Below are 19,964 nucleotides of genomic sequence, written 5' to 3'. Positions count from 1 at the left end.
TGGCCTTCAAACCGATAACGAGGTCAGTCGCCGTACCCTTACTTCAGCCTTCCAATCGGCTGAGCGCTCGAGCACGAGTTCTCCCGGACCATTTTCCAAAAGCTGCACCTTGCCGGCTTCCACCTGTCCCGGCTCTCTGGTTAGGTCATTTCTCTTGTACTTATCCGTTCATCGAACATCCTATTGGTAATGATTCTCTTGCGAAAACTATACCGAATCTTGCGTATCACTGTCAAGGCCGGCAGATGCCTGCCTCTCGCGTTCTTCGCGGGTCGGCGGTACATAATCGATGCCTCCGGGATGAAAGGGATGACAGCGGCAAATGCGTTTGGCTGCCAGCCAGCTTCCGCGAAGCGGACCATGCTTATCGATCGCCTCCAGCGCGTAGGCAGAGCAGCTCGGATAGAAACGGCAGGTCGGCGGCTTGATCGGCGAAATGAACCGGCGGTATACGTGAATCGGTGCTTTAATGATCGCTCGCATGGCCGCAGCCTCCTTTTGTTCTATTTTGACCTAATTTCATCTTAACGTCAATTTTACAAACATATGAACCCACTTCACACTAGCAATGTCGTAATTTTATAGTTAATATGTCATAGTAACGTATTAAACAGCGGTTTCAATTGTGTTAGGGTTAAACCATGTCGCATAATCAGAGCACAAAAAACTGCGATCGCACGACATCGTTACCCAAATTCAAGCACTTAACAGGAGGAATTTCTAGATGATTCGCGTAGGAATGCTTAGCTACTGGCATGTTCATGCCTGGGATTACACCAAACAAGTTCAAGAAAATCCAAACACAGAGATCGTAGCTGTATGGGACGAGCTGCCAAACCGCGGTCAAGAAAATGCGGACAAACTCGGCGTACAATTCATCGCTGACCTGGATGAGCTGCTTGCTCGCACAGATATCGACGCTGTAGTTGTAGATACACCGACAAACATGCACCGCGACGTAATGGTTAAGGCTGCGCGCGCCGGCAAACATATTTTCACAGAGAAAGTAATCGCTCCAACGCTTAGCGAAGTAAACGAAATTATCGCTGCTGTTAATGAAGCAGGCGTGAAATTGACCGTTTCCCTTCCGCGTATCAACGATTCTTACACGCTTGCTGCACAAGAAGTGCTTAGCCAAGGTCTGCTTGGCGATTTGACTCAAGTGCGCGTTCGTCTGTCCCACAACGGTGCGACAGCTGGCTGGCTGCCTGAGCATTTCTACAACTTGGAGCAATGCGGCGGCGGCGCTCTGATCGATCTGGGCTGCCACCCGGTTTACCTGACTCGTTTGTTCCTCGGCTTGCCTGAGAGCGTTAATGCGACTTTCGGTCACGTTACAGGCAAAGAAGTCGATGACAACACCGTTACAACTTTGCGTTATGCAAACGGCGCATTCGGTATCGCGGAAGCGGGCTTCGTTAACGCGTGCTCCCCATTCTGCTTCGAAATCCATGGTACAGACGGATCGCTCCTCTACGGCTTCCCGGACAATGCGGTTCGCGTACGCAGCACGAAGTCGGATTCGCCGCAAGAGTGGGTAACGATCGACCAACCGGCTAACCGTATCCCAGCTTTCGATCAATGGGTAGGTCATATCTTGAATGACACAACTGCCGATGAGAACATCGCACTTGCGATCGATCTGACTAAAATCATGGAAGCTTCCACGATTTCCGAGAACGAGAAACGTTCGGTATCCCTGTCCGAGCTGAAAAACTAAACGAAATTCCGAAGAAGGAGGTGGCAGCGCCTTGGCTAAACCGTTTACGTATTCAATCATGGCAACTCGCAGTGATGAAATAGATCGGCTGGACATTCAGTTCCGCTGGGGAGGGTATGGCTTTCGCGTACTTCGCTGCCATCTCGCTACCTTCTCTCCGGGCAAAATCGTTCGTTTCCACAAGCATTCGGAATACGAGTTTCATTTTATTCCTCGCGGCAAAGGTACGGTTATTATGGAAGACACGGTCCACCAGCTGCACGAAGGGCTGTTTTATTTGACCGGCCCGAATGTACTCCATCAGCAAGAAGCGGATGCCCGCGAAGCGATGGATGAGCTGTGTCTGCATATTGATATCGTGCCGATTCCCGAAAGTGATGATGAGGAAAGCTGGGGAGATCCTTGGGAACGCCATGAGGCGGAGAATTGTATTCAGGCGCTCAACAACCTGCCGCTGCGTCCGCATGTCGACCAGTACAATGCAATGTCTTGGTTTCTGTCGGCTTACCGAGCTTGGACAGAAGGACAGCCCGGTGCTTTCTCTTCGATCAAGCAGTCGATTATACAGATCCTGCTTCGTGCATCACGGATGTCGTCGGTTCCTAACGCAACGTTCAAACCGCCGTCAAGGAATATGAATGAGCACCGTTTTCGTATCGCTACCCAATTTATTCACGACAACTATGCGCAGCCATTGACCCTCCAAGAGGTTGCGGAGCGTATTCCGATCAGTGCAAGGCAGCTGCAGCGGATCTTCCGCGAGCAAGGTGAAGAATCGTTCAGTGCGTATCTAGAAAATTACCGGCTCTCTCAAGTATGCTCCGCGATTATTGAAGGCCAGAATCCGATTGAGCATATTGCGCTTGAGCATGGTTTTGCCAGCAGCAATTATTTGTATTATGTCTTCAAGAAGCGGTTCAATATGACGCCGAGACAGTTCCGCATTCAGCATACGTCGGTGAAGTCGTCCGGAATGGACGAGAAGCTAAAGGAGATGAATCGAAGTTGACCACAACGAAGCCTATTCGAATCGGGATTATCGGAAGCGGCGGAATCGCGCATGCCCATGTTCGGCAATATAAACAGTTACCGGGCGTTGAAATTGTAGCAGTAGCCGACGTCATTCCAGGCAAAGCCAAGCAATTTACGGAATCGCTCTCATTGACAGATACGCAAGCTTTTGACAGTCACCGCAGTATGCTGGAATTGGATCTGGACGGAGTCAGCATTTGTACGCCGAACGTGTCCCATCATGCCACTACGGTCGATTCCCTTCGTGCCGGCAAGCAAGTTCTGCTTGAGAAGCCGATGTCCGTTACTCTGGCTGAAGCCGTAGACATGGTGCAAACCGCCCGCGAAACGGATCGCATGCTGACAATTGGCTTTCAGCCGCGCTACGACCCTAATATGAAGCTTGTTCAGGACATCGTACAGTCCGGCAAGCTCGGCAATGTTTACTACGTAGAAACCGGCGGCGGACGCAGACGCGGTATGCCTGGGGGCACGTTCATCAGCAAAGCGCTTGCCGGCGCCGGCGCAATGGCGGATATCGGCTGCTACTCGCTCGATATGGCGTTGAATGCACTTGGCTACCCGCGTCCTCTTACCGTCTCGGCTTTTACAAGCAATCATTTCGGCACGAATCCGCTTTATCATCCCGAAGCAAGCAAGTTCGAAGTCGAAGACTTCGGCGTTGCGATGGTCCGTTTCGAGAACGACCTTGTGCTTCAGTTCAAAATTTCTTGGGCGATGCATATGGACTCACTCGGCTCCACGATTTTCCTTGGCACGGATGGCGGCCTCAAAGTCAACCCGCACGGGACCGGCAACTGGTCCGGCGTCTGGGATGGCAAAGTCGGCAGCATGACGCTGTACCATGACTTCATGGGCCAGCAAACCTCTACGCCGGTACCTGCCATCGAGCACAATAAAGACCTGTTCTTCGAGAAAGTCCGCGACTTCGTGGATGCGATTCGCGAAGGCCGTCCTGCCCCGATCCCAGGCGAGCAAATCATGATTCAGCAAGCGATTATTGACGGTGTTATTCGTTCCGCTGAGCTTCGTCGCGAAGTTGAAATCGTACTGCCTTGGTAAACTAAACTACCTGTAACCGACAAAAAAGCCTGCAAGCCAGGTACCCGCTCTTCTCCAGAGCGTGTATCCAGCTTGCAGGCTTTTTCATTTACCGCCGGAAACCCGGCAGCGGCAGGAACAACATCGCAACAGGCAGGTTGCTGCCCGCGGCTAAGGTGAATACCAGTTCAACGGATTCTTCCGAATTGCCGGTGCGGTATAACACAACCGCTTCCTTATTGTCCTTAAGAATCGTTTCGTTCGCGACGGTAACCACCTGACCATTGATCATAAAGGCCCCGGTATAGTACCCGCCTCTTGCATTAAGAGCAATAAGCGTATTAGGCGCTACATGCGGCAGACGTATTTTGTAAAGTACGCCGAAATTGCCGATGTTGTACTCTAATTGACCGCTAGTTTCATCGATTCCATCCAAATACGTGTCCAGCTTCTTATCGCCAAGCATAATGCGCTGCGGCGTTTCACCCAGGGAGTCAGTCAGATCGATGTCGCGGTCTGCGTTATAGAACGTCCCTCTGACATGCTTCCCGTCGCGCGGCATGATCGACAGGTTCGGCAGCTCCGCAATAGGATTCTTGCCTGCGGCTACAACGACGATTTGGAAGGTCAGCTCTTGGTCGGCATAGATATCTGCATAAGCCGACAGAACCTCCATGATTTTCATGGGCGTTTTCGAAATTTCAGGTAGAATCTCTTTCGTTTCATGCGGTCTGATCGTCATCCATCTCGGAGCCGGATTCTCGCCGATCGACTTCAAGTAACGCACGGTAGATAGCTTACCCGTATTGACTACATAGGGATCCGGTCCACCGATCCCCATCGAGCTGGTGTTTACGTTGACCGGAGTTCCGTTGTTGTTTGTTGCCAGCAAGTACATTTTGACCGGATAACCGATGTTGTTCACATTATGGAACATGAACCGTACTTGACCCGTTAGCTGTGCCTCGTAAGCGATCCCCTCTTGAAGCAGCGTTTCCGGGCTGTTACTGCGCACCATCTGAGCCGATTCCGATTGGAAGGTGTACGTCAGCGCCGGAATATTAAGCACGGAATTGCTGTCGATGCTGAATTTATCACCGATTTTGGTAAACAATTTATTGTATTCGTCCCGTGTGTATAGCACTTCCGACGTTACAGTAACCGTCTTCGTAACGGAATGCACCATGCCATGGCGATCCTCTACCTCAAGCGTTACTTGCTTATCGCCCGCTTCGAAGAAGGCCTTATCATTTCCTGTCCATGTACGTCGAACGATCGCGTTCTCGTCATCCGTACTTCGATCGATATAGGTAATATTCTCACCGATGCGGTAACTGGACTGCTCGGTTGTAAAGTCGGCAACAGGCGCTTGGTTCGGCGGTTTAACTTCGATCGTTACAGAGAATGGATCGCTCCATAAACCATTAATATCCTGTACCTGTCTCGTAATCGTATAGATACCCGCTTCCGGAAATACATCCATACGACCTTCATAACGATCGTCGACGAATGGTCCATCCGTATAGTTAACCGAACGATCGATATAAGCTACTGTTGTTTGTCCTGCATAAATTTCAGTCGGCTGCACCTCGAAGAACGCTTTGGGCTTCTTCGGAATGACGACCGTGTTCCAGGACAAGGTAATTTGCTTCCCCGCAACTGCGATTGCGCTGTCTGTTAGCACGCCCCATGAACGAAGCGGTACCATTAGGGAACCATTCAGAACATACGGCTTGCCTGTTAGCTTAACAGGCAAGCCGCCGCGATAAGCATACATGCTTCCAATCTTGAATCGAAGGACATTCGAGGAGCCGGTTGCGATCGATTCCTTCTTCTTCGCATCGTACGAAATCGTGTATCCATAACGGGATGCGATGGAGCTAAATGGTATAAACGTTGTATCTTTCACTGCTGTTACCGGCTGTGACGATTTGTATGACTTCCCATTATGCTTCATTACGTTGCTTCCGATTTGCAAAATAAGCGTATCTGAGACACCTTGAGCCGATGCCGTTTCGCTAGTAATGGTAGAGAAAGGGAAGATCAGAAACGATAAGATCAGAATCCATTTCAACGATTTCATGCTGCGTCTCCTTTGTTCTCTCTTAGTTGCAGACAGCGTGTGCCCGAATAGCGTGCTGCTGCTGTTTGGCCAGCCGCTCATGTCACGTTAAACGTAACCGAGACTGGAAAGGTTGCGGGAGATTGGGAAGAGACAAGCTTTAGACACATCTGCGGAATCGTCGTTTAACCATTTACTCGCATGTTAATTAAGAAGAAAGTTGCCATTACAATAAATGCTATACTAGTAAATATCGCAACGATCATTCGGATTCTCTTGGCTTTGTTAAGCTGCCTTTGATCCGATTGTTCCTTGGCTAGCGTAACGGAACGATGTACGAATAAAAATACGATTGCGAGTGTTACAAAAACCATATTGGTTAAAAACCACAATTGCTGCCACATGCCTTTACCTCTCCTAACCTTTCGCTTATGCATACTAGAGTAGACTAACGGAATCGGCGCGAGATTGCAAACATAGGCGGCTGCGATTATCATGAAGAAACGGCAATAATTGAAAAGGATGATGAATGAAATGGTGCTGCAAGCAACTTCGGAGGCCGCTGTATTCCCAGGCTTTTCCGCTAATGATTTTGATGTTTTCGAGGTTCCGGGCCTAGAAGCCCGCATGTCGTTATTAATTGAACGGATTCGCCCTAAGCTGCACGAGCTTGGCGAACGGCTGTCGCCATTCTTAACGGAGCTGTGTGGCGAGCCGATGTTCCCGCACGTTGCCAAACATGCCCGCAGAACGATTAATCCGCCGAATGATACGTGGATTGCTTTCGCTCCGGGCAAGCGCGGTTACAAAATGTTCCCGCATTTCCAAATCGGACTGTTTGGCTCGCATCTCTTCGTGCAATTTGCCATCATTTACGAGTCGGATAACAAGTCGGTGTTCGCCGAGCATGCGCTGAATCAATTGGATGACATCAGCAAACATATCCCTGCCCATTATGTGTGGTCTGGCAATCATATGGTGCCTGGAGGCGATACACAGGGCGAGCTTGGCACAGATGGACTTGTACAGCTGCTTGAGCGTTTGCGCACGGTGAAAGCCTCCGAGGCGCTCTGCGGTATCATTATCGACCGTAACGATCCTCTGCTGCTTGACGGCGAAGCGTTCATTCAGAAAGTGAAAGAAACATTTACAACCGTACTGCCGCTTTATAAAATGTCCTTCTAATTTGGCTACCTTCAGCTAAAGGGCTGACTCCGCGTGTTCCTCTCGAAGAGGTCGGAGTCAGCCCTTCTCGCTTCTTCTTCGGCCAAGTCGGTATTCCTGCGGCGATAAAGCGGTCCAACGCTTGAACTGCCTGCTAAACGCGCTTAGCGAGGCAAAACCAAGCATCTCGCCGATTGTCTCCACCGCATGTCTGGATTGCACTAGCAGCTCCTCCGCTTTCCGCTGCTTCATCAGGCCCAAGAAGCGTTTCGGCGCAATGCCGTACACCTTCTTAAATACCTCGTTACAATGACTTCTGCTTATGAACAATTGCTTCGCGATGAGATTAATTTCCATAGCGGTACACACAGATTCAATGAGCTTCTGTTGTATGACATGAGCAAGCTCCACCTCAGAGGCATGAAGCCGTTTCCGGCTCGCTCGTAGGCCGGCCCCCTCCTGCTGCACTGCCCGCTCAAGTGCATGCAGCACCAATCGCTGAACAGAGAGTTGAATACCGTACTTGGCGAGGACATCGTAGTGATCGACATTTACGGGCAGTGTTGCATGTTCAGCCCCAGTGTTGGATGAAACATTTGGCTTGATGTGCCTGAGCAGCTCAGCGAACGCTACTTGTACTTGTTCATTTCGCTGCGATAGATGAACATAGTTCATATTTTTCAGCACATGGATCAGCTCCGGATCTTCTATGCCAAAATGGACCGAGAAATAGACAAAGCCGCTGTTCGATTCATTGATCGTACTGTGTTTGACGCCGGGACCGATTAACAGCCAATCCCCTGCAGACAGTATCACAGACTCCCCATGTATCCACTCTGATAGTTGTCCGCTATAGCAGTGCAATAGCTCATAGCCACTATGCTCATGGAGCTGATAGGACCAACCGGCATCGACTTCTCTTAAATGGCAATTGGCCACAGCGATAACGCTGCGAAGCGTATGATAGTGAAATGGAACAACCATGGATGATCGACCCTCTTCATCGTATAATGATCAATTCAATTTGTAGTCAGAGCTTTATATTCTCTATTCTAACGACAAATGATCAAACTGTAACGTGTTATCGCCATAGCCGCCTCTCGTTCGATGGCCGTACAATTGAATCATCAAGCGCTGAGGAGAGAAAACGCCATGCAGGTTCGTCTGAGTGAGGAACAGCTTCAATTTTATAAACGCCATCATTATGTGCATCTGCGAAATGTAGTGCCGGAACGGGCTTTGGAGCTCGCAGAACGAATTATGGGCAAATGGGTGGATGATCTGGTCGAGTCTTGGCATGAACAGAAGTTGATTACCGATAAAAGACAAGAGCTGGACTTTCAGCACCGCCTCGTTCACCTATGGCATGACGCAGGAAAGCCCAAGTATGGCCGGAGCCCTCGCCGCGACCTTGTGGGCAGGGACATGTACGATTTCTTGAAAGATCCTGCACTGCTCGATATCGCCCAGCAGCTGCTCGAAACGGATGAAGTGTCCGTTCACGGCATTTTCAATGCCAGACCGAAGCTGCCCGATCAGAAATGGACGGATACGCCATGGCATCAGGACGCCCAATATTACCGCGACGCCGAGAATAGCCATGTTGTATCCATATGGATGCCGCTGCAGCGCGTAACCGAGTTTAACAGCTGCCTGCAGGTCGCGCCGGGTTTCTTCGACCAAACACTGCTGGATGGCGTTATCGATGAAGAGACGAACTTTCTGGGGCTTAAACGCGAGGATGCCGCTAAGCTTACCGCTCTCTCCGTAGAAATGGAGCCCGGGGATGCGCTTTGTTTCACCCAGCTTCTCCCTCACCGAGCACTGCCGAACAAATCCGATGCCGTACGCTGGTCCATGGATATCCGCTACGAAGCGACTGCGCTCGCAACAGCGAGCGGCAAAGCACAAGGCTTCATTGCCAGAAGCCCGCTTCATCCGGAAAGCGAAGCATCTTATGAGCAGTGGCTGAGCCAGTGGTTGGCAATTCCGGCCGGGAGCTACTAAAACAACGTAAAAAAGCCTTACGTCCATGAAGGACGTAAGGCTTTTCTTGTAGGACTCGTATTAAGCAGCTTTGGTCATCTTAGCAGCCAAACGTTGGCGTTTCGCTTTGCGGAAGAAGAACAGCTCATAGATACAAGGGATGATAAGCAGCGTTAGAAGCGTTGCCGCAGCCAAACCGCCGATAACCACGATAGCTAAGCTTTGCGATACGATGCTTCCACTCTCTGACGATCCGAATACGAGCGGCAGCATAGCCGAGATCGTTGCGATGGCCGTCATAAGAATTGGGCGAGCACGCGTTACGGCTGCTTCAACCAATGCTTCGCGGATGCCCATCCGCTGTTCGTTCTGTTTCACGCGGTCGATCAGAACGATCGCGTTCGTGACTACGATACCAACGAGCATGAGCGCTCCGAACACCGCCGTGAAGTCAGGCGATACGTTGGATACGAGCAGGGCTACCACCGCGCCGATTGCCGCAAGCGGAAGCGAGCACAGAATGGCAAGCGGTGCACGCAAGGTTTTGAAAGTAACTACCATGATCAAGTATACGATACCGATCGCAACCAGCATGATAATACCCAGATCAGCGAAGTCAGCCGATTGGTCCGCGGATGCACCGCCAACCGTGAACGTTACGCCATCAGCTGCTTTAAGGGCATTCACTTGCTTCGTGATTTCTTTGCCGACGATCGACAGTTGACTTGGATCTACGTCAGCTGTTACACGGACATAAGCTTTGCCGTCTTTATGATAGAACACGCTTGGCTGTTCACTCTTCACAAGCTTCGCCACGGTAGAAACTTTAGCAGGGCCTTGTGCCGTCATAACCAACAGCCCATTCAGGTCATTCTCGGATTTCGGATCCGCAAGCGGTTGAAGAATGACGTTCGTTATACGATTATCGATGTTCACGGTGCCCAGTGGAATAGGATTCATCATGCCTTGCAGCTGCTGGGCAACCTCTTGGCCTTTCGACTTCAACGGATCCAATTGGAACGTGTACACAGGCTTCATTTGCTCTTGATTCGATTTGACTTTGATAACGTCTTTTACCGGTTTAATCGCAGCCATAACTTGCTCTGCACCTTTGGAGATCGCATCCAGGTCATCGCCTGTTACGTCAACCACTACTTGAGTCGAGCTTCCGCCGCCGGCGAAGTCCATTGCGCCGGCATTCAGATCGGCACCCGGATAAGATGGACGCTGACCTTTCACATCATTGATCAGCTTCTCGGCATCCGCGCCTTCTTTCATATCAACCAGATAAGTGACCAGCGTAGGGGGAGATACCTCACCGTATTGCGCCCCATCCGCGCTGTTTCCGTTCTGCATGAGAACCCAATCAATATCGTTACGATCATTTAGGAAAGCCTCAAGCTTACGGCCTTCTTGGATTACTTTATCCGTCGGCGTATCGCTCGAATATTCCAACGTTACGGATAAGTTCGCTGCGTTGGAGGAATCAATTGCCCCTTTAGGCATCGACATGTACGCACCAACAGAACCAACCAGCAGCAGCACTGCAATGACAAGCGGAACCCATTTATGCTGCAAGTTCCAGTTTAAGAAATGAGCAAAACGTTTGGAGCCTTCGTGTTCTTTCATCTTCGTGTTACGCAGCAGCGTAGCGCTGAGAATCGGTACTACGGTTAGAGCAACTAGCAAGGATGCAAGAAGCGAGTAGGTTACGGTCAATGCGAATGGCAGCAGGAACGCTTGAAGCGAACCGCGCAGCAGCCCCATTGGCAGGAATACGGCAACGGTTACCAGTGTCGAGGACGTAATCGCCGTTGCTACTTCTTTCGTAGCCTCCATGACAAGACCAACCGAGAAGGATTCCTTCTGCAGGCGGCGATAGATGTTCTCGATGACGACGATACTGTCGTCCACGAGACGGCCGACCGCAACCGCCACACCGCCGAGCGTAATAATGTTCAGCGTGACGCCGGATACTTGAAGCAAGTACAGGGTAATACCGAGCGAGAGCGGGATCGATACGATCGTCACAAGCGTAGCTCTCAAATTACGCATGAACAGCAGGATGACGACTGTTGCGAATAGTGCGCCCATCAATACTTCGCGAAGCATCGAGTTTACGGAATGAACAACTTGTTCCGATGTGCTCGAAAGGACTTTAATTTCGACGCCTTTCATATCCTTGTTCAGGCGGTCGACTTCTTCTTGAACGCCATCGCCGACTTTAACCGCGTTAGCATCAGCTGTTTTGGAAATCGTAAGCATGAGGACATTCTTGCCATCTAGGCTGCTGATGCTCTCTTGCTCCGTTTGAGCTTCCACTTTAGCGACGTCGCCAAGTGTTACGCCTTCTGCAACCGGGAGCTTGCGAAGCGTATCGATATCGTTAATATCCGCTTCAACGTTGATGTTACCGGATGCGCCGTCGATTGTTTTCTCGCCAATGGATGCGGCAACGCCGCGGCCTTGAAGCACGCCCATTAGGGAAGCGAACGGAACACCTTTCTCTGCCAGCTTAGCCGAATCCGGAATGACCGAGATGTTCGGGTTCGATTTGCCGCCAAGCGATACATCGCCTGCGCCATCTACTTTCTTAAAGGCATTGATCAGATCTTTCTCCACTTTCTCGCGGTCTTGCGCCGCTACACCATCCAAATTAATGGATACCCACGAAATTGGAATCATCGATGTGTTGAATTGTACAACGTACGGAGTCATTACGCGTTCCGGCAATTGAACCGAACGAATCGCCGCTTCAACCTCCGCCTTCGCTTCTTTCATATTCGTTTTCGAATCGAATGCTAAGTCGATTTTGGAATATCCGTTACCGGAAGACGACGTCATGAGGCTCTTGCCTTTCACGAACTGAACCGCTTCCTCAAGTTTGGCGGTTACCTCGGTTTCCATCGATTTGGCATCATAGCCCGGTCCGATCGCTGCAACGGTAACCATCGGATTATCAGCTTCAGGCAGGAACTCCATCGGAAGCCTAAAGTAACTGATTACCCCCATCACGAGTGCCATTAGCACTACGAGTTTCATTGCGGCCTTATTGTTAAAAGCCCATTTTGTAATAAACTGCATTTCTACCTTTTCCCCTTTCAAATGGTTCTCCTCAGAACTCCTTGTTAAAGAATACCTTTTTCCAATAGTTGATGTAAACGTCTGTAGACCAGTATTTATCCCAGACCTAAGACGGAGGCGGACGTAAGTCTATGGACAAAATGAGTGATTACTCACTTTACAGAAAGACATTTGGAACGGTAAAATAAATGTGAGTAATCACTCATTTTCTAACGAGGATGTGATCCCAAATGACTAGTTTATCAACCTCAACCCTGCCGGTCGTCGACGTGCGCTCCGTTACACGCCGATTCGGCAGCAAAACTGTTCTGGACAACATTTCTTTGCAAGTAGAACGCGGTGAATTGTTTGGCCTGCTTGGTCCTTCCGGGTCCGGCAAAACCACGCTGATCAAGCTCATTACCGGTATAGACAAAGCCGACGGCGGCTCGGTTTACATGCTTGGGGAGCAGATGCCGAAGCTGGCGATGCTTCAGCGCTTCGGTTATATGGCACAGTCCGATGCGCTGTACAACGAGCTAACCGCTAAGGAGAATCTGACGTTCTTTGCCTCCTTGTATGGACTTAAAGGGCAGCATATGATGCAGCGAATCGAAGCTGCTATGACGATCGTCAATCTCCAGGATGATTTGAATAAGACGGTTGCCGCTTATTCAGGCGGAATGAAGCGGCGATTGTCGCTCGCGCTCTCCTTGCTTCACGAGCCGGAGCTGCTTGTTCTCGATGAGCCTACAGTCGGCATCGACCCCGTCTTGCGGCAGTCGATCTGGAAAGAGCTTGGCGAAATGCGCAAGCGCGGCACGACGATTGTCCTTACGACGCATGTCATGGACGAAGCGGACAAATGCGATCGGCTCGGGCTCATCCGAGATGGCAAGCTGACCGCGCTCGGCACTCCGGAAGCGATCAAAGCAAGCAGCGGCAGCGCGACGATCGAGGAAGCTTTTATCGCTTATGGCGGAGGTGTCGTCGTCCATGAGAATTAGAGCGCTTGCCATTCGAATCATTCGTCAATTTGTACGTGACAAACGGACGCTGGCCCTTCTGTTCCTTGCACCGCTTCTTATCCTTACATTAATGAAGCTTGTCTTTAACGGTAACACGGTTGAACCTCAGATCGGTGCAGTCCAACTCCCGGCCGCACTGGTTGAGCGACTAGAGAAGGCGGATGCCGAAGTTACGACTTTCGATAACGCAGCGGCTGCAGAGAAAGCCCTCCAAGACGGTGATTTAGACGCGGTGCTGTCGCTCGGCGGCGGCGGAAAACCTGCAATTACGCTGGAAGGAAGCGACCCTGCCTCAAGCAAAATGGTGCTGCTCCTGCTTCAGCGCATGATGGGCGCTGATATGCCTGCTGTTCAACCATCGATTACTTATTTGCATGGCAGCGAGGATATGGCCTCCTTCGATTCCTTCGGTCCCGTATTGATCGGGTTCTTCTCGTTCTTCTTTGTATTCATGTTAGCCGGCGTATCCTTCCTGAGAGAACGAACAAGCGGCACATTGGAACGGCTGCTCGCTACTCCGATTCGGCGCTCTGAAGTCGTGCTCGGCTATTTATCCGGTTTCGGCCTGTTTACCCTGCTTCAAGCCGCTCTGATTGCTTGGTTTGCGATAAACGTATTAGGGCTCTATATGGATGGGTCGATCTGGCTCGTGCTCATGATGAACCTGCTATTATCGTTAACCGCGCTGACGCTCGGAACGCTCTTGTCCTCTTTTGCAAGCAATGAATTCCAAATCATTCAGTTCATCCCGCTCGTAGTTGTGCCGCAAGTCTTCTTCTCGGGCTTGTTTAACTTGGATTCCATGGCTCCTTGGCTGCAGAAGCTAAGCACCATTATGCCGCTCTATTATGGCGCGGATGCCATGCGGGGCATTATGATCCGTGGCGAAGGCTGGAGCGATATTCAGCTTGATGTTTACGTACTTGTAGGGTTCTCGGCTGTCTTCGCCTTGCTTAACGTCCTTGCCCTGAAGAAACACCGTGCCATTTAATCCGATCTCACTTCTGTGATATCATCAAGATTAACGAATCGAACGTGGTGATGGCCTGAAGGAGTTGTCCGTGATGAATGGGAATGAAACGATAGAACAATGGGTGGAAGAATTGCTCCGAACCGATAGCGGTGGGGAGAAAATGACCGAGAAGCAAGCGAAGATTCTGCAATCTGCGATTGAGGTATTTGCCGAGAAAGGGTTCGCAGGCTCCTCCACCAGCGAAATTGCGCAGCGCGCCGGTGTCGCTGAAGGTACAATCTTCAGGCATTATAAGACGAAGAAGGATCTGCTCCTCTCCATCGTGGCGCCAGCTATGACCAAGCTGATTGCCCCCTTCGTCCTGCGCGGCTTCAATAAAGTACTCGATGCCGATTACGAGAGCTACGAAGGTGTCATTCGCGCGATGATTGAGAATCGGATCGAGTTTATCTCGAAGCACCGTAATATCTTGCGGATATTGATGCAGGAAATTCCGTTTCATCCGGAGCTGCAGGAGCATTTTCAACGCGATGTTCTTGCGAAGGTGCTCAGCCGTCTTCAGAAGCTCGTAACGCAATTCCAAGCGAAGGGTCAAATGGTCGATCTGCCTTCCATGACGGTCGTGAGATTAAGCATTTCGACGATCATAGGCTATGTTGCCGTACGAACTTTCTATGGCGAACGCAAAGATGCCGTATGGGATGATGAGCGGGAACGTGAGGAGACGATTTCGTTCATAATGCGCGGTCTCGGTATTTCCAAATAATCGAACCGAAAAAAAGCACCTGTATCAGCAATGCCGTAACGGCGGCCTGATGCAGGTGCTTTCTATTGTTATCGTTTGTTATCGTTGTGAGACCGATTTGGCTTGTTCCACCGCCGAGCTGTCGAGTAAGCGGAACCGAAGCAGCAGTGTAAGTGCCGCTAGCGACAGCAGTCCGCCGGCTACATAAGGCAGCGTCAAGTCGACTGTAAATAGGAACGCTCCGAACAGCGGGCCGATGATCCGTCCCAAACTGTCCATGGACGAGCTCAATCCGGATGCGACACCTTGTCCGACCGTTGTCTTCTGCGTAATCAACGATGTCACGCAAGGACGAATCAGCGCATTGCCGATTCCGAAGATCGCCAGGTAAATCGTCGAGCTGATAAGCGAGTGTGCAGTAACCATTAGCAGAAAACCGACAGCCGAAATGATAAGGCCAGCTGTGATGTACATCGGCTCTTGGCCTTTGCGAATCCGTCTGCGGACAATTCCGCCTTGGACCAGCGCACCGACAAGGCCGCATACGAGGAACATGACGCCTACTTGAAGCGGAGTCACATCGAACCGCTTCATACCGAACAGCTGCAGCGTCGCTTCAAGACCTGCCAGCGATAGCGATACGATAAGCGCAAGTACGTATAAGTATTTGACCGAGCCGGTAAAAGCACTCCAGCGCGAAGGTCTCGCTTCGCTCGTCCCCTGTCTCATATCCGGCGTCAGCGATTCCGGAAGCTTCGTGACCGCGATCAGGAACGTTACGAGTGCAAGTGCAGCTGCGGCAAAGAATGGCGTATTCTGAGAGACGAGGCTCAGCAAACCGCCGAAGCCGGGTCCAATTGTAAAACCAAGGCCGATCGACATACCGACGAGCCCCATACCACGTGTCCGTTGCTCCGGCGGGGTAATATCCGCAACATAAGCTACGATTACAGACGTGACTGCTCCGGAGAATAAGCCTCCAAGCAATCGCGATGCATACATAATCGGCAGACTTCCGTCTGCGATGCCGAATAATAGGAAACTGGCCGCAAAGCCGAGGACACCGGTAAGAATGACCGGACGACGTCCGATACGGTCCGATAGTCCGCCCCACAGCGGCGAGAGCAGAAAGGATACCGCTGAATACACGGAAAGCATCATGCCCGTATGAAATTCTACCGATCCCGGACTCGCTTTCTTAATAAGCTCCGGTAAAACCGGAATAATAATCCCAAACCCGATAAATGTCGTCATAAGCATAACCATTACTATGCCAAGTCGTTTGTCTTTGTTTTGTGTCATTTTGTTCCCTCCACCCCATCATCGTACCACATCTGCTTTATGTCTTGTTATGAACAAATGAAGAACAAACAAGAGAAGCAGAACGGCTCCGCTGACCAGAAAAGGAGAATGAGGACCGAGCATATCCCATAGCTTGCCGGACATAATGCTGCCGAACACCATACCAAGACCTTCAATTGTTAAGAAGAACCCCCATACTGCTCCACGTTCCGATTTGGGAATCGCTTGCGCGATCAATGCGTTCCAAGCCGGAATGATACAGGCATAGCCCAGTCCGACAAACGTCACAATGAGCATGACCAGCGGCAATGATCGGGTGTAACCAAGGATAGACAACGAAATGGCCGCCGTAAGAAATCCGACATGCAGAAACCATTTTGTGCCGAATCGATCTACCCATTTCCCGACCGGAATCAAACCGATAACTGTGACCGCACCGCCTGCTACGAGGTACAGGCTATACTGCTGCGGTGTTAGGTGCAGGACAGTACGGGCATACTGCGTCAGAACAGGCGTAAGAAGCCCAAGCGCAAAATTCTGCGTAAACATCGCCGGATACAGCAGCTTGCTCGCATGCAGGGAACTGCTGACCTTGGCAAAATATCTGCGGATCCGCACCCGCATCGAGACATGCTCTTCTGCCATTTCGGAAGCTGCGGCAACAGGAGCTTCTTCCCGATTCTCCAGCTCCATCGACCGTTTCTTCCCTGGCAGCAGCAGCGCAACGATAATAACAACAATCATCATTCCGATTAGAATTCGAAAGGCAGGCGCATACGTGTGCACGATGAAGAAATTAATAACGATCGGGCCGCAGCCAACTCCCGTCAGCCAAGCCATGTAGACGACACTCATAATCGTACCGCTCGACTCATTGCCGGCAACAGTCGTTGCTCCATTAATAACGCATGGCCATAGCGGCGATGTCCCGATCCCTAGCAGCAGACAGGCAACTACAATCCAGCCCATGCCGTGCATATAGGAAACGATCAGCACCGACGCACTCGTGAACAAGACGCCGAAGAACATGACATAGCGGTAACCTATACGGTCAATAATCCAGCCAAGCGGACTGCGAAACGCGTTATCGCCGATATATTGCAGAGCAAGTGCCCATCCTACCGCATAGGCTGACAAATGGAGCACTTCCCTCATATAAACAGGGAGAATCGAGACGAGCAAAGCGCCCTTCACGAATTCAACCAAATACATAATAATGAGCAGCTGGACGACAAATGGTGACGACAAAACCTTTTTCCCTGCCCAGCCCTTACCGATACTCATGTTCGTTCCCCTTTTCTGCTCATAATTCGTGTTGGCTATGTAGACTCTAGTCTCAACAAAAATGTTGCTTGCAATCCCCCCTAGTTTTGCTATACTCAACTTTGTTTGTTACAATCCACACGAAAGGCTGGGATGAATGCTATGGATCATACCCGGACTCCGCTGTTTAGCGCATTGCGTACTCACGCGGCCAACAACCCTGTACAATTTCACATTCCCGGACACAAAAAAGGAGTAGGGAGCGACGCTGAGTTTCGCGAATTTATTGGAGACAATGCGTTGTCGATTGACCTTATAAATATTGCTCCGCTGGATGATCTGCACCAGCCGACCGGCGTCATACAAGAAGCCCAAAAACTGGCAGCCGATGCTTTCGGAGCTGATTATACCTTTTTTTCGGTACAAGGAACAAGCGGCGCGATTATGACCATGATTTTGACGGTCTGCAGCCCAGGCGACAAAATCATCGTACCGCGCAATGTTCACAAATCCATCATGTCGGCAATTATTTTTGCCGGTGCGCGCCCTGTCTTTATTTCGCCGGCCCGCGATTCAAATCTTGGGATCGATCACGGCATCACCACGCGTTCCGTTAAACGCGCGCTGGATCGTCACCATGATGCAAAGGCTGTACTCGTCATTAACCCCACTTATTATGGAATCTGTGCGGATCTGAAGGAAATCGTCGAGCTCGTACATAGCTACGATATCCCCGTACTTGTCGATGAAGCGCATGGCGTGCTCATTCACTTCCATGAGAAGCTGCCAATGTCTGCGATGCAGGCGGGCGCCGATATGGCGGCAACCAGCGTTCACAAACTGGGCGGTTCCATGACCCAAAGCTCGGTTCTGAACGTGAAGAGCGGCCGAATCAATCCGCAGCGCGTACAAACGATTATCAGTATGCTGACGACGACATCGACTTCTTATATCCTGCTGTCCTCGCTGGATACATCACGCCGCAATCTAGCCATTAATGGCCATGATATTGCGGAGAAGGCGATCTCCTTGGCTCAGTTTGCACGTACTGAGATTAACAAGATGCCCGGCCTATATTGCATCGGAGAAGAAATTCTCGGTGACGAAGCCACTTATGACTACGATCCGACGAAGCTGGCTATCCATGTTCGCCATCTAGGAATTACCGGATACGAAACCGAGAACTGGCTGCGCGATCATTACAACATTGAAGTTGAGCTCAGCGATATGTACAACATTCTCGCACTCGTTACACCTGGCGATACTTCCGACTCCGTTGGCACGCTGCTTACAGCGCTGCGCGATCTCGCCGAGCAGCATCAAGGAAACGAAGCCAATGAGCTCGTCGTCAAGATTCCGGAAATTCCACATCTCTCTCTGACGCCGCGTGAAGCTTTCTACGGCCAGACAGAGGTTGTCCCGTTCAAAGAATCCGCCGGCCGGATCATCGCTGAATTTATTTATGTGTATCCGCCGGGCATTCCGATTCTTCTGCCGGGTGAAGTGATCTCGCAAACGAATATCGATTACATCACCGACCATGTGGAAGTCGGCCTGCCGGTGAAAGGTCCCGAGGATCGCAGTATTCAATTCGTGAAAGTTATTTTCGAAGAAGAGGCTATTACCTAGTTCTCTATAAGTCAAGTCCTCAGCTCCCCGCTCTCTTAACCAAGAGCAGACTGGGGGCTTTTTTGTTTCTCTGAAGACTCGCTTTTGGCGGTTATTGTCAATCCTTTTTCAGAATGCTATGATGTGGAAGGGGGTGGGCAAAATGGGTCAAAGCGCTTACATTAAATTCGTGCAAGGTTCAGCAGTTGAACGTCTCAGCCTCGATGAGGTGAAGGAAAGGCTTGGCCGCTACCGGGAACAAACCTCGTTAACCGGCCGTCAGCTTGGATGGGACTACACCGAATCCGCTTTTCCCTACACGGTTGAAACGAAGCCGGGAGAAGAGAATCGTTGGTTCTACTTGAAAGGCACTTCGCCGCAATACAACTACATCTTATTCGGAGTCGGATCACAGGAAACCGGTGATCAGAGCATCTCGCATGTGCAGGTTGTGCTTCCCGATACGGCGACACACGGCGACAAATCCAAAGCCAATGAGCTTTGCAAATATTTTGCCAAGCACTTGAAGGCTGAGCTAACGATGTTTAACGGCAGAACCATTTACTATAATCCGCGTAAATAACGAAAAAACTCCGAAGCCCTAACGGCATCGGAGTTTTTCTCTATTTTGCATATACGCTGTTTTATGCTTCGTTCTCGCTCTTCGCGATTTCTTCATAAATCTTCGTTACGCGTTCCCACTCCGCATCATCTTCGATGCCAACCAAGAATGCTTCGCCGTCCTCTTCTTCAATACGGAAAATAACGCCGTCAGCTTCCGGATCGTTGCGGTCCAGCAATACGGAATAAACTTGCTCTTCGGATTCAAACGTAAATACCATGACCATTTCACGTTCAATGCCTTCCTCGTCCGTGACAAGGAATACGTGTTCTTCGTGATCATGATCGTGGTTGCAATTCTCGTCGTGCACGTGATCGCTCATTGTATACCCTCATTTCCATTAATGATTCATTTC

The 19,964-nt window shown here is 50.6% G+C and carries 18 protein-coding genes; 10 read left to right on the top strand and 8 right to left on the bottom strand.

Annotated features, from left to right (window positions below):
* Positions 1-207 precede the first annotated feature (207 nt).
* Positions 208-483: a membrane protein insertion efficiency factor YidD gene (gene yidD, locus AC6ESO_RS10160; protein WP_475779293.1), complete on the bottom strand. Its 276-nt coding sequence runs from the start codon at positions 481-483 to the stop codon at positions 208-210.
* A gap of 241 nt (positions 484-724) precedes the next feature.
* Between yidD and AC6ESO_RS10155 the strand changes: the two genes are divergently transcribed.
* From AC6ESO_RS10155 to AC6ESO_RS10145, 3 genes are read left to right on the top strand one after another with little or no spacing between them, the layout of a single operon-like run.
* Positions 725-1,720: a Gfo/Idh/MocA family protein gene (locus tag AC6ESO_RS10155; protein ID WP_091219297.1), complete on the top strand. Its 996-nt coding sequence runs from the start codon at positions 725-727 to the stop codon at positions 1,718-1,720.
* 31 nt (positions 1,721-1,751) lie between these two features.
* The gene (locus tag AC6ESO_RS10150) at positions 1,752-2,729 is read left to right on the top strand and encodes an AraC family transcriptional regulator (protein ID WP_497091263.1); all 978 of its coding nucleotides are present in this window, start codon (positions 1,752-1,754) and stop codon (positions 2,727-2,729) included.
* Positions 2,726-3,814 carry a Gfo/Idh/MocA family oxidoreductase gene (locus AC6ESO_RS10145; RefSeq protein WP_494818835.1) on the top strand — a complete coding sequence of 363 codons (1,089 nt, stop codon included), beginning with the start codon at positions 2,726-2,728 and terminating at the stop codon, positions 3,812-3,814. Before AC6ESO_RS10150 ends, AC6ESO_RS10145 begins: the two co-directional genes overlap by 4 nt.
* 88 nt (positions 3,815-3,902) lie before the next feature.
* On the opposite strand, the gene AC6ESO_RS10140 is transcribed toward AC6ESO_RS10145, so the two are convergent.
* Together AC6ESO_RS10140 and AC6ESO_RS10135 are read right to left on the bottom strand one after the other, a co-directional pair.
* The gene (locus AC6ESO_RS10140) at positions 3,903-5,876 is read right to left on the bottom strand and encodes a stalk domain-containing protein (RefSeq protein ID WP_497091262.1); all 1,974 of its coding nucleotides are present in this window, start codon (positions 5,874-5,876) and stop codon (positions 3,903-3,905) included.
* 164 nt (positions 5,877-6,040) lie between these two features.
* Positions 6,041-6,259: a hypothetical protein gene (locus AC6ESO_RS10135; protein WP_494818833.1), complete on the bottom strand. Its 219-nt coding sequence runs from the start codon at positions 6,257-6,259 to the stop codon at positions 6,041-6,043.
* Between the two features lie 130 nt (positions 6,260-6,389).
* Here AC6ESO_RS10135 and AC6ESO_RS10130 point away from each other — a divergent pair, with 130 nt between their 5' ends.
* The gene (locus AC6ESO_RS10130; protein WP_497091261.1) at positions 6,390-7,040 is read left to right on the top strand and encodes a YktB family protein; all 651 of its coding nucleotides are present in this window, start codon (positions 6,390-6,392) and stop codon (positions 7,038-7,040) included.
* 57 nt (positions 7,041-7,097) lie between these two features.
* Here AC6ESO_RS10130 and AC6ESO_RS10125 read toward each other — a convergent pair whose 3' ends face one another.
* A complete protein-coding gene (locus tag AC6ESO_RS10125; RefSeq protein ID WP_497091260.1) occupies positions 7,098-8,003 on the bottom strand; it encodes a helix-turn-helix domain-containing protein in 906 nt (301 codons plus the stop codon).
* 168 nt (positions 8,004-8,171) lie between these two features.
* On the opposite strand from AC6ESO_RS10125, the gene AC6ESO_RS10120 reads away from it, so the two are divergent.
* The gene (locus tag AC6ESO_RS10120; RefSeq protein WP_497091259.1) at positions 8,172-9,026 is read left to right on the top strand and encodes a phytanoyl-CoA dioxygenase family protein; all 855 of its coding nucleotides are present in this window, start codon (positions 8,172-8,174) and stop codon (positions 9,024-9,026) included.
* Positions 9,027-9,086: 60 nt separating this feature from the next.
* Here AC6ESO_RS10120 and AC6ESO_RS10115 read toward each other — a convergent pair whose 3' ends face one another.
* Entirely contained in the window at positions 9,087-12,089 is a 3,003-nt protein-coding gene (locus tag AC6ESO_RS10115; protein ID WP_497091258.1) for an efflux RND transporter permease subunit, read from the bottom strand.
* Between the two features lie 230 nt (positions 12,090-12,319).
* Here AC6ESO_RS10115 and AC6ESO_RS10110 point away from each other — a divergent pair, with 230 nt between their 5' ends.
* The 3 genes from AC6ESO_RS10110 (at position 12,320) to AC6ESO_RS10100 (ending at position 14,835) form a co-directional block, all read left to right on the top strand.
* Complete coding sequence (locus AC6ESO_RS10110; protein ID WP_497091257.1) at positions 12,320-13,075, top strand: ABC transporter ATP-binding protein; 756 nt, start codon at positions 12,320-12,322, stop codon at positions 13,073-13,075.
* Positions 13,065-14,087, top strand: a complete 1,023-nt coding sequence (locus AC6ESO_RS10105; protein WP_497091256.1) for an ABC transporter permease — start codon at positions 13,065-13,067, stop codon at positions 14,085-14,087. The genes AC6ESO_RS10110 and AC6ESO_RS10105 overlap by 11 nt, the downstream gene beginning before the upstream one ends.
* A gap of 73 nt (positions 14,088-14,160) precedes the next feature.
* Positions 14,161-14,835 carry a TetR family transcriptional regulator gene (locus tag AC6ESO_RS10100; RefSeq protein WP_494818826.1) on the top strand — a complete coding sequence of 225 codons (675 nt, stop codon included), beginning with the start codon at positions 14,161-14,163 and terminating at the stop codon, positions 14,833-14,835.
* Between the two features lie 78 nt (positions 14,836-14,913).
* Here the strand turns inward: AC6ESO_RS10100 and AC6ESO_RS10095 are convergent, their stop codons facing one another.
* Both AC6ESO_RS10095 and AC6ESO_RS10090 read right to left on the bottom strand, forming a co-directional pair.
* Entirely contained in the window at positions 14,914-16,116 is a 1,203-nt protein-coding gene (locus tag AC6ESO_RS10095) for an MFS transporter (protein ID WP_497091255.1), read from the bottom strand.
* Between the two features lie 18 nt (positions 16,117-16,134).
* Entirely contained in the window at positions 16,135-17,400 is a 1,266-nt protein-coding gene (locus AC6ESO_RS10090) for an MFS transporter (RefSeq protein ID WP_497091254.1), read from the bottom strand.
* A 141-nt stretch (positions 17,401-17,541) separates the two neighbouring features.
* Here AC6ESO_RS10090 and AC6ESO_RS10085 point away from each other — a divergent pair, with 141 nt between their 5' ends.
* On the top strand, positions 17,542-19,008 hold the full coding sequence (locus tag AC6ESO_RS10085) for an aminotransferase class I/II-fold pyridoxal phosphate-dependent enzyme (RefSeq protein ID WP_494818823.1): 1,467 nt from the start codon (positions 17,542-17,544) through the stop codon (positions 19,006-19,008).
* A gap of 142 nt (positions 19,009-19,150) precedes the next feature.
* Positions 19,151-19,570 carry a DUF1885 family protein gene (locus tag AC6ESO_RS10080; protein ID WP_497091253.1) on the top strand — a complete coding sequence of 140 codons (420 nt, stop codon included), beginning with the start codon at positions 19,151-19,153 and terminating at the stop codon, positions 19,568-19,570.
* Between the two features lie 61 nt (positions 19,571-19,631).
* Here the strand turns inward: AC6ESO_RS10080 and AC6ESO_RS10075 are convergent, their stop codons facing one another.
* Positions 19,632-19,931, bottom strand: a complete 300-nt coding sequence (locus AC6ESO_RS10075; protein WP_090976987.1) for a DUF1292 domain-containing protein — start codon at positions 19,929-19,931, stop codon at positions 19,632-19,634.
* Positions 19,932-19,964 lie beyond the last annotated feature (33 nt).

The sequence above is a fragment of the Paenibacillus rhizoryzae genome, from assembly GCF_059686995.1.
The sequence above is the reverse complement of the archived record's forward strand: the minus strand, read 5'-3'. Positions and strand labels throughout refer to the sequence as shown.

What these genes read in the sequence shown, in the direction of transcription:
- AC6ESO_RS10095 (WP_497091255.1), bottom strand. Translation starts at nt 16,116, where the DNA reads ATGACACAAAACAAAGACAAACGACTTGGCATAGTAATGGTTATGCTT.
- AC6ESO_RS10080 (WP_497091253.1), top strand. Translation starts at nt 19,151, where the DNA reads ATGGGTCAAAGCGCTTACATTAAATTCGTGCAAGGTTCAGCAGTTGAA.
- AC6ESO_RS10105 (WP_497091256.1), top strand. Translation starts at nt 13,065, where the DNA reads ATGAGAATTAGAGCGCTTGCCATTCGAATCATTCGTCAATTTGTACGT.
- AC6ESO_RS10085 (WP_494818823.1), top strand. Translation starts at nt 17,542, where the DNA reads ATGGATCATACCCGGACTCCGCTGTTTAGCGCATTGCGTACTCACGCG.
- AC6ESO_RS10125 (WP_497091260.1), bottom strand. Translation starts at nt 8,003, where the DNA reads ATGGTTGTTCCATTTCACTATCATACGCTTCGCAGCGTTATCGCTGTG.
- AC6ESO_RS10090 (WP_497091254.1), bottom strand. Translation starts at nt 17,400, where the DNA reads ATGAGTATCGGTAAGGGCTGGGCAGGGAAAAAGGTTTTGTCGTCACCA.
- AC6ESO_RS10115 (WP_497091258.1), bottom strand. Translation starts at nt 12,089, where the DNA reads ATGCAGTTTATTACAAAATGGGCTTTTAACAATAAGGCCGCAATGAAA.
- AC6ESO_RS10075 (WP_090976987.1), bottom strand. Translation starts at nt 19,931, where the DNA reads ATGAGCGATCACGTGCACGACGAGAATTGCAACCACGATCATGATCAC.
- AC6ESO_RS10110 (WP_497091257.1), top strand. Translation starts at nt 12,320, where the DNA reads ATGACTAGTTTATCAACCTCAACCCTGCCGGTCGTCGACGTGCGCTCC.
- AC6ESO_RS10130 (WP_497091261.1), top strand. Translation starts at nt 6,390, where the DNA reads ATGGTGCTGCAAGCAACTTCGGAGGCCGCTGTATTCCCAGGCTTTTCC.
- AC6ESO_RS10100 (WP_494818826.1), top strand. Translation starts at nt 14,161, where the DNA reads ATGAATGGGAATGAAACGATAGAACAATGGGTGGAAGAATTGCTCCGA.
- AC6ESO_RS10155 (WP_091219297.1), top strand. Translation starts at nt 725, where the DNA reads ATGATTCGCGTAGGAATGCTTAGCTACTGGCATGTTCATGCCTGGGAT.
- AC6ESO_RS10135 (WP_494818833.1), bottom strand. Translation starts at nt 6,259, where the DNA reads ATGTGGCAGCAATTGTGGTTTTTAACCAATATGGTTTTTGTAACACTC.
- AC6ESO_RS10140 (WP_497091262.1), bottom strand. Translation starts at nt 5,876, where the DNA reads ATGAAATCGTTGAAATGGATTCTGATCTTATCGTTTCTGATCTTCCCT.
- yidD (WP_475779293.1), bottom strand. Translation starts at nt 483, where the DNA reads ATGCGAGCGATCATTAAAGCACCGATTCACGTATACCGCCGGTTCATT.
- AC6ESO_RS10120 (WP_497091259.1), top strand. Translation starts at nt 8,172, where the DNA reads ATGCAGGTTCGTCTGAGTGAGGAACAGCTTCAATTTTATAAACGCCAT.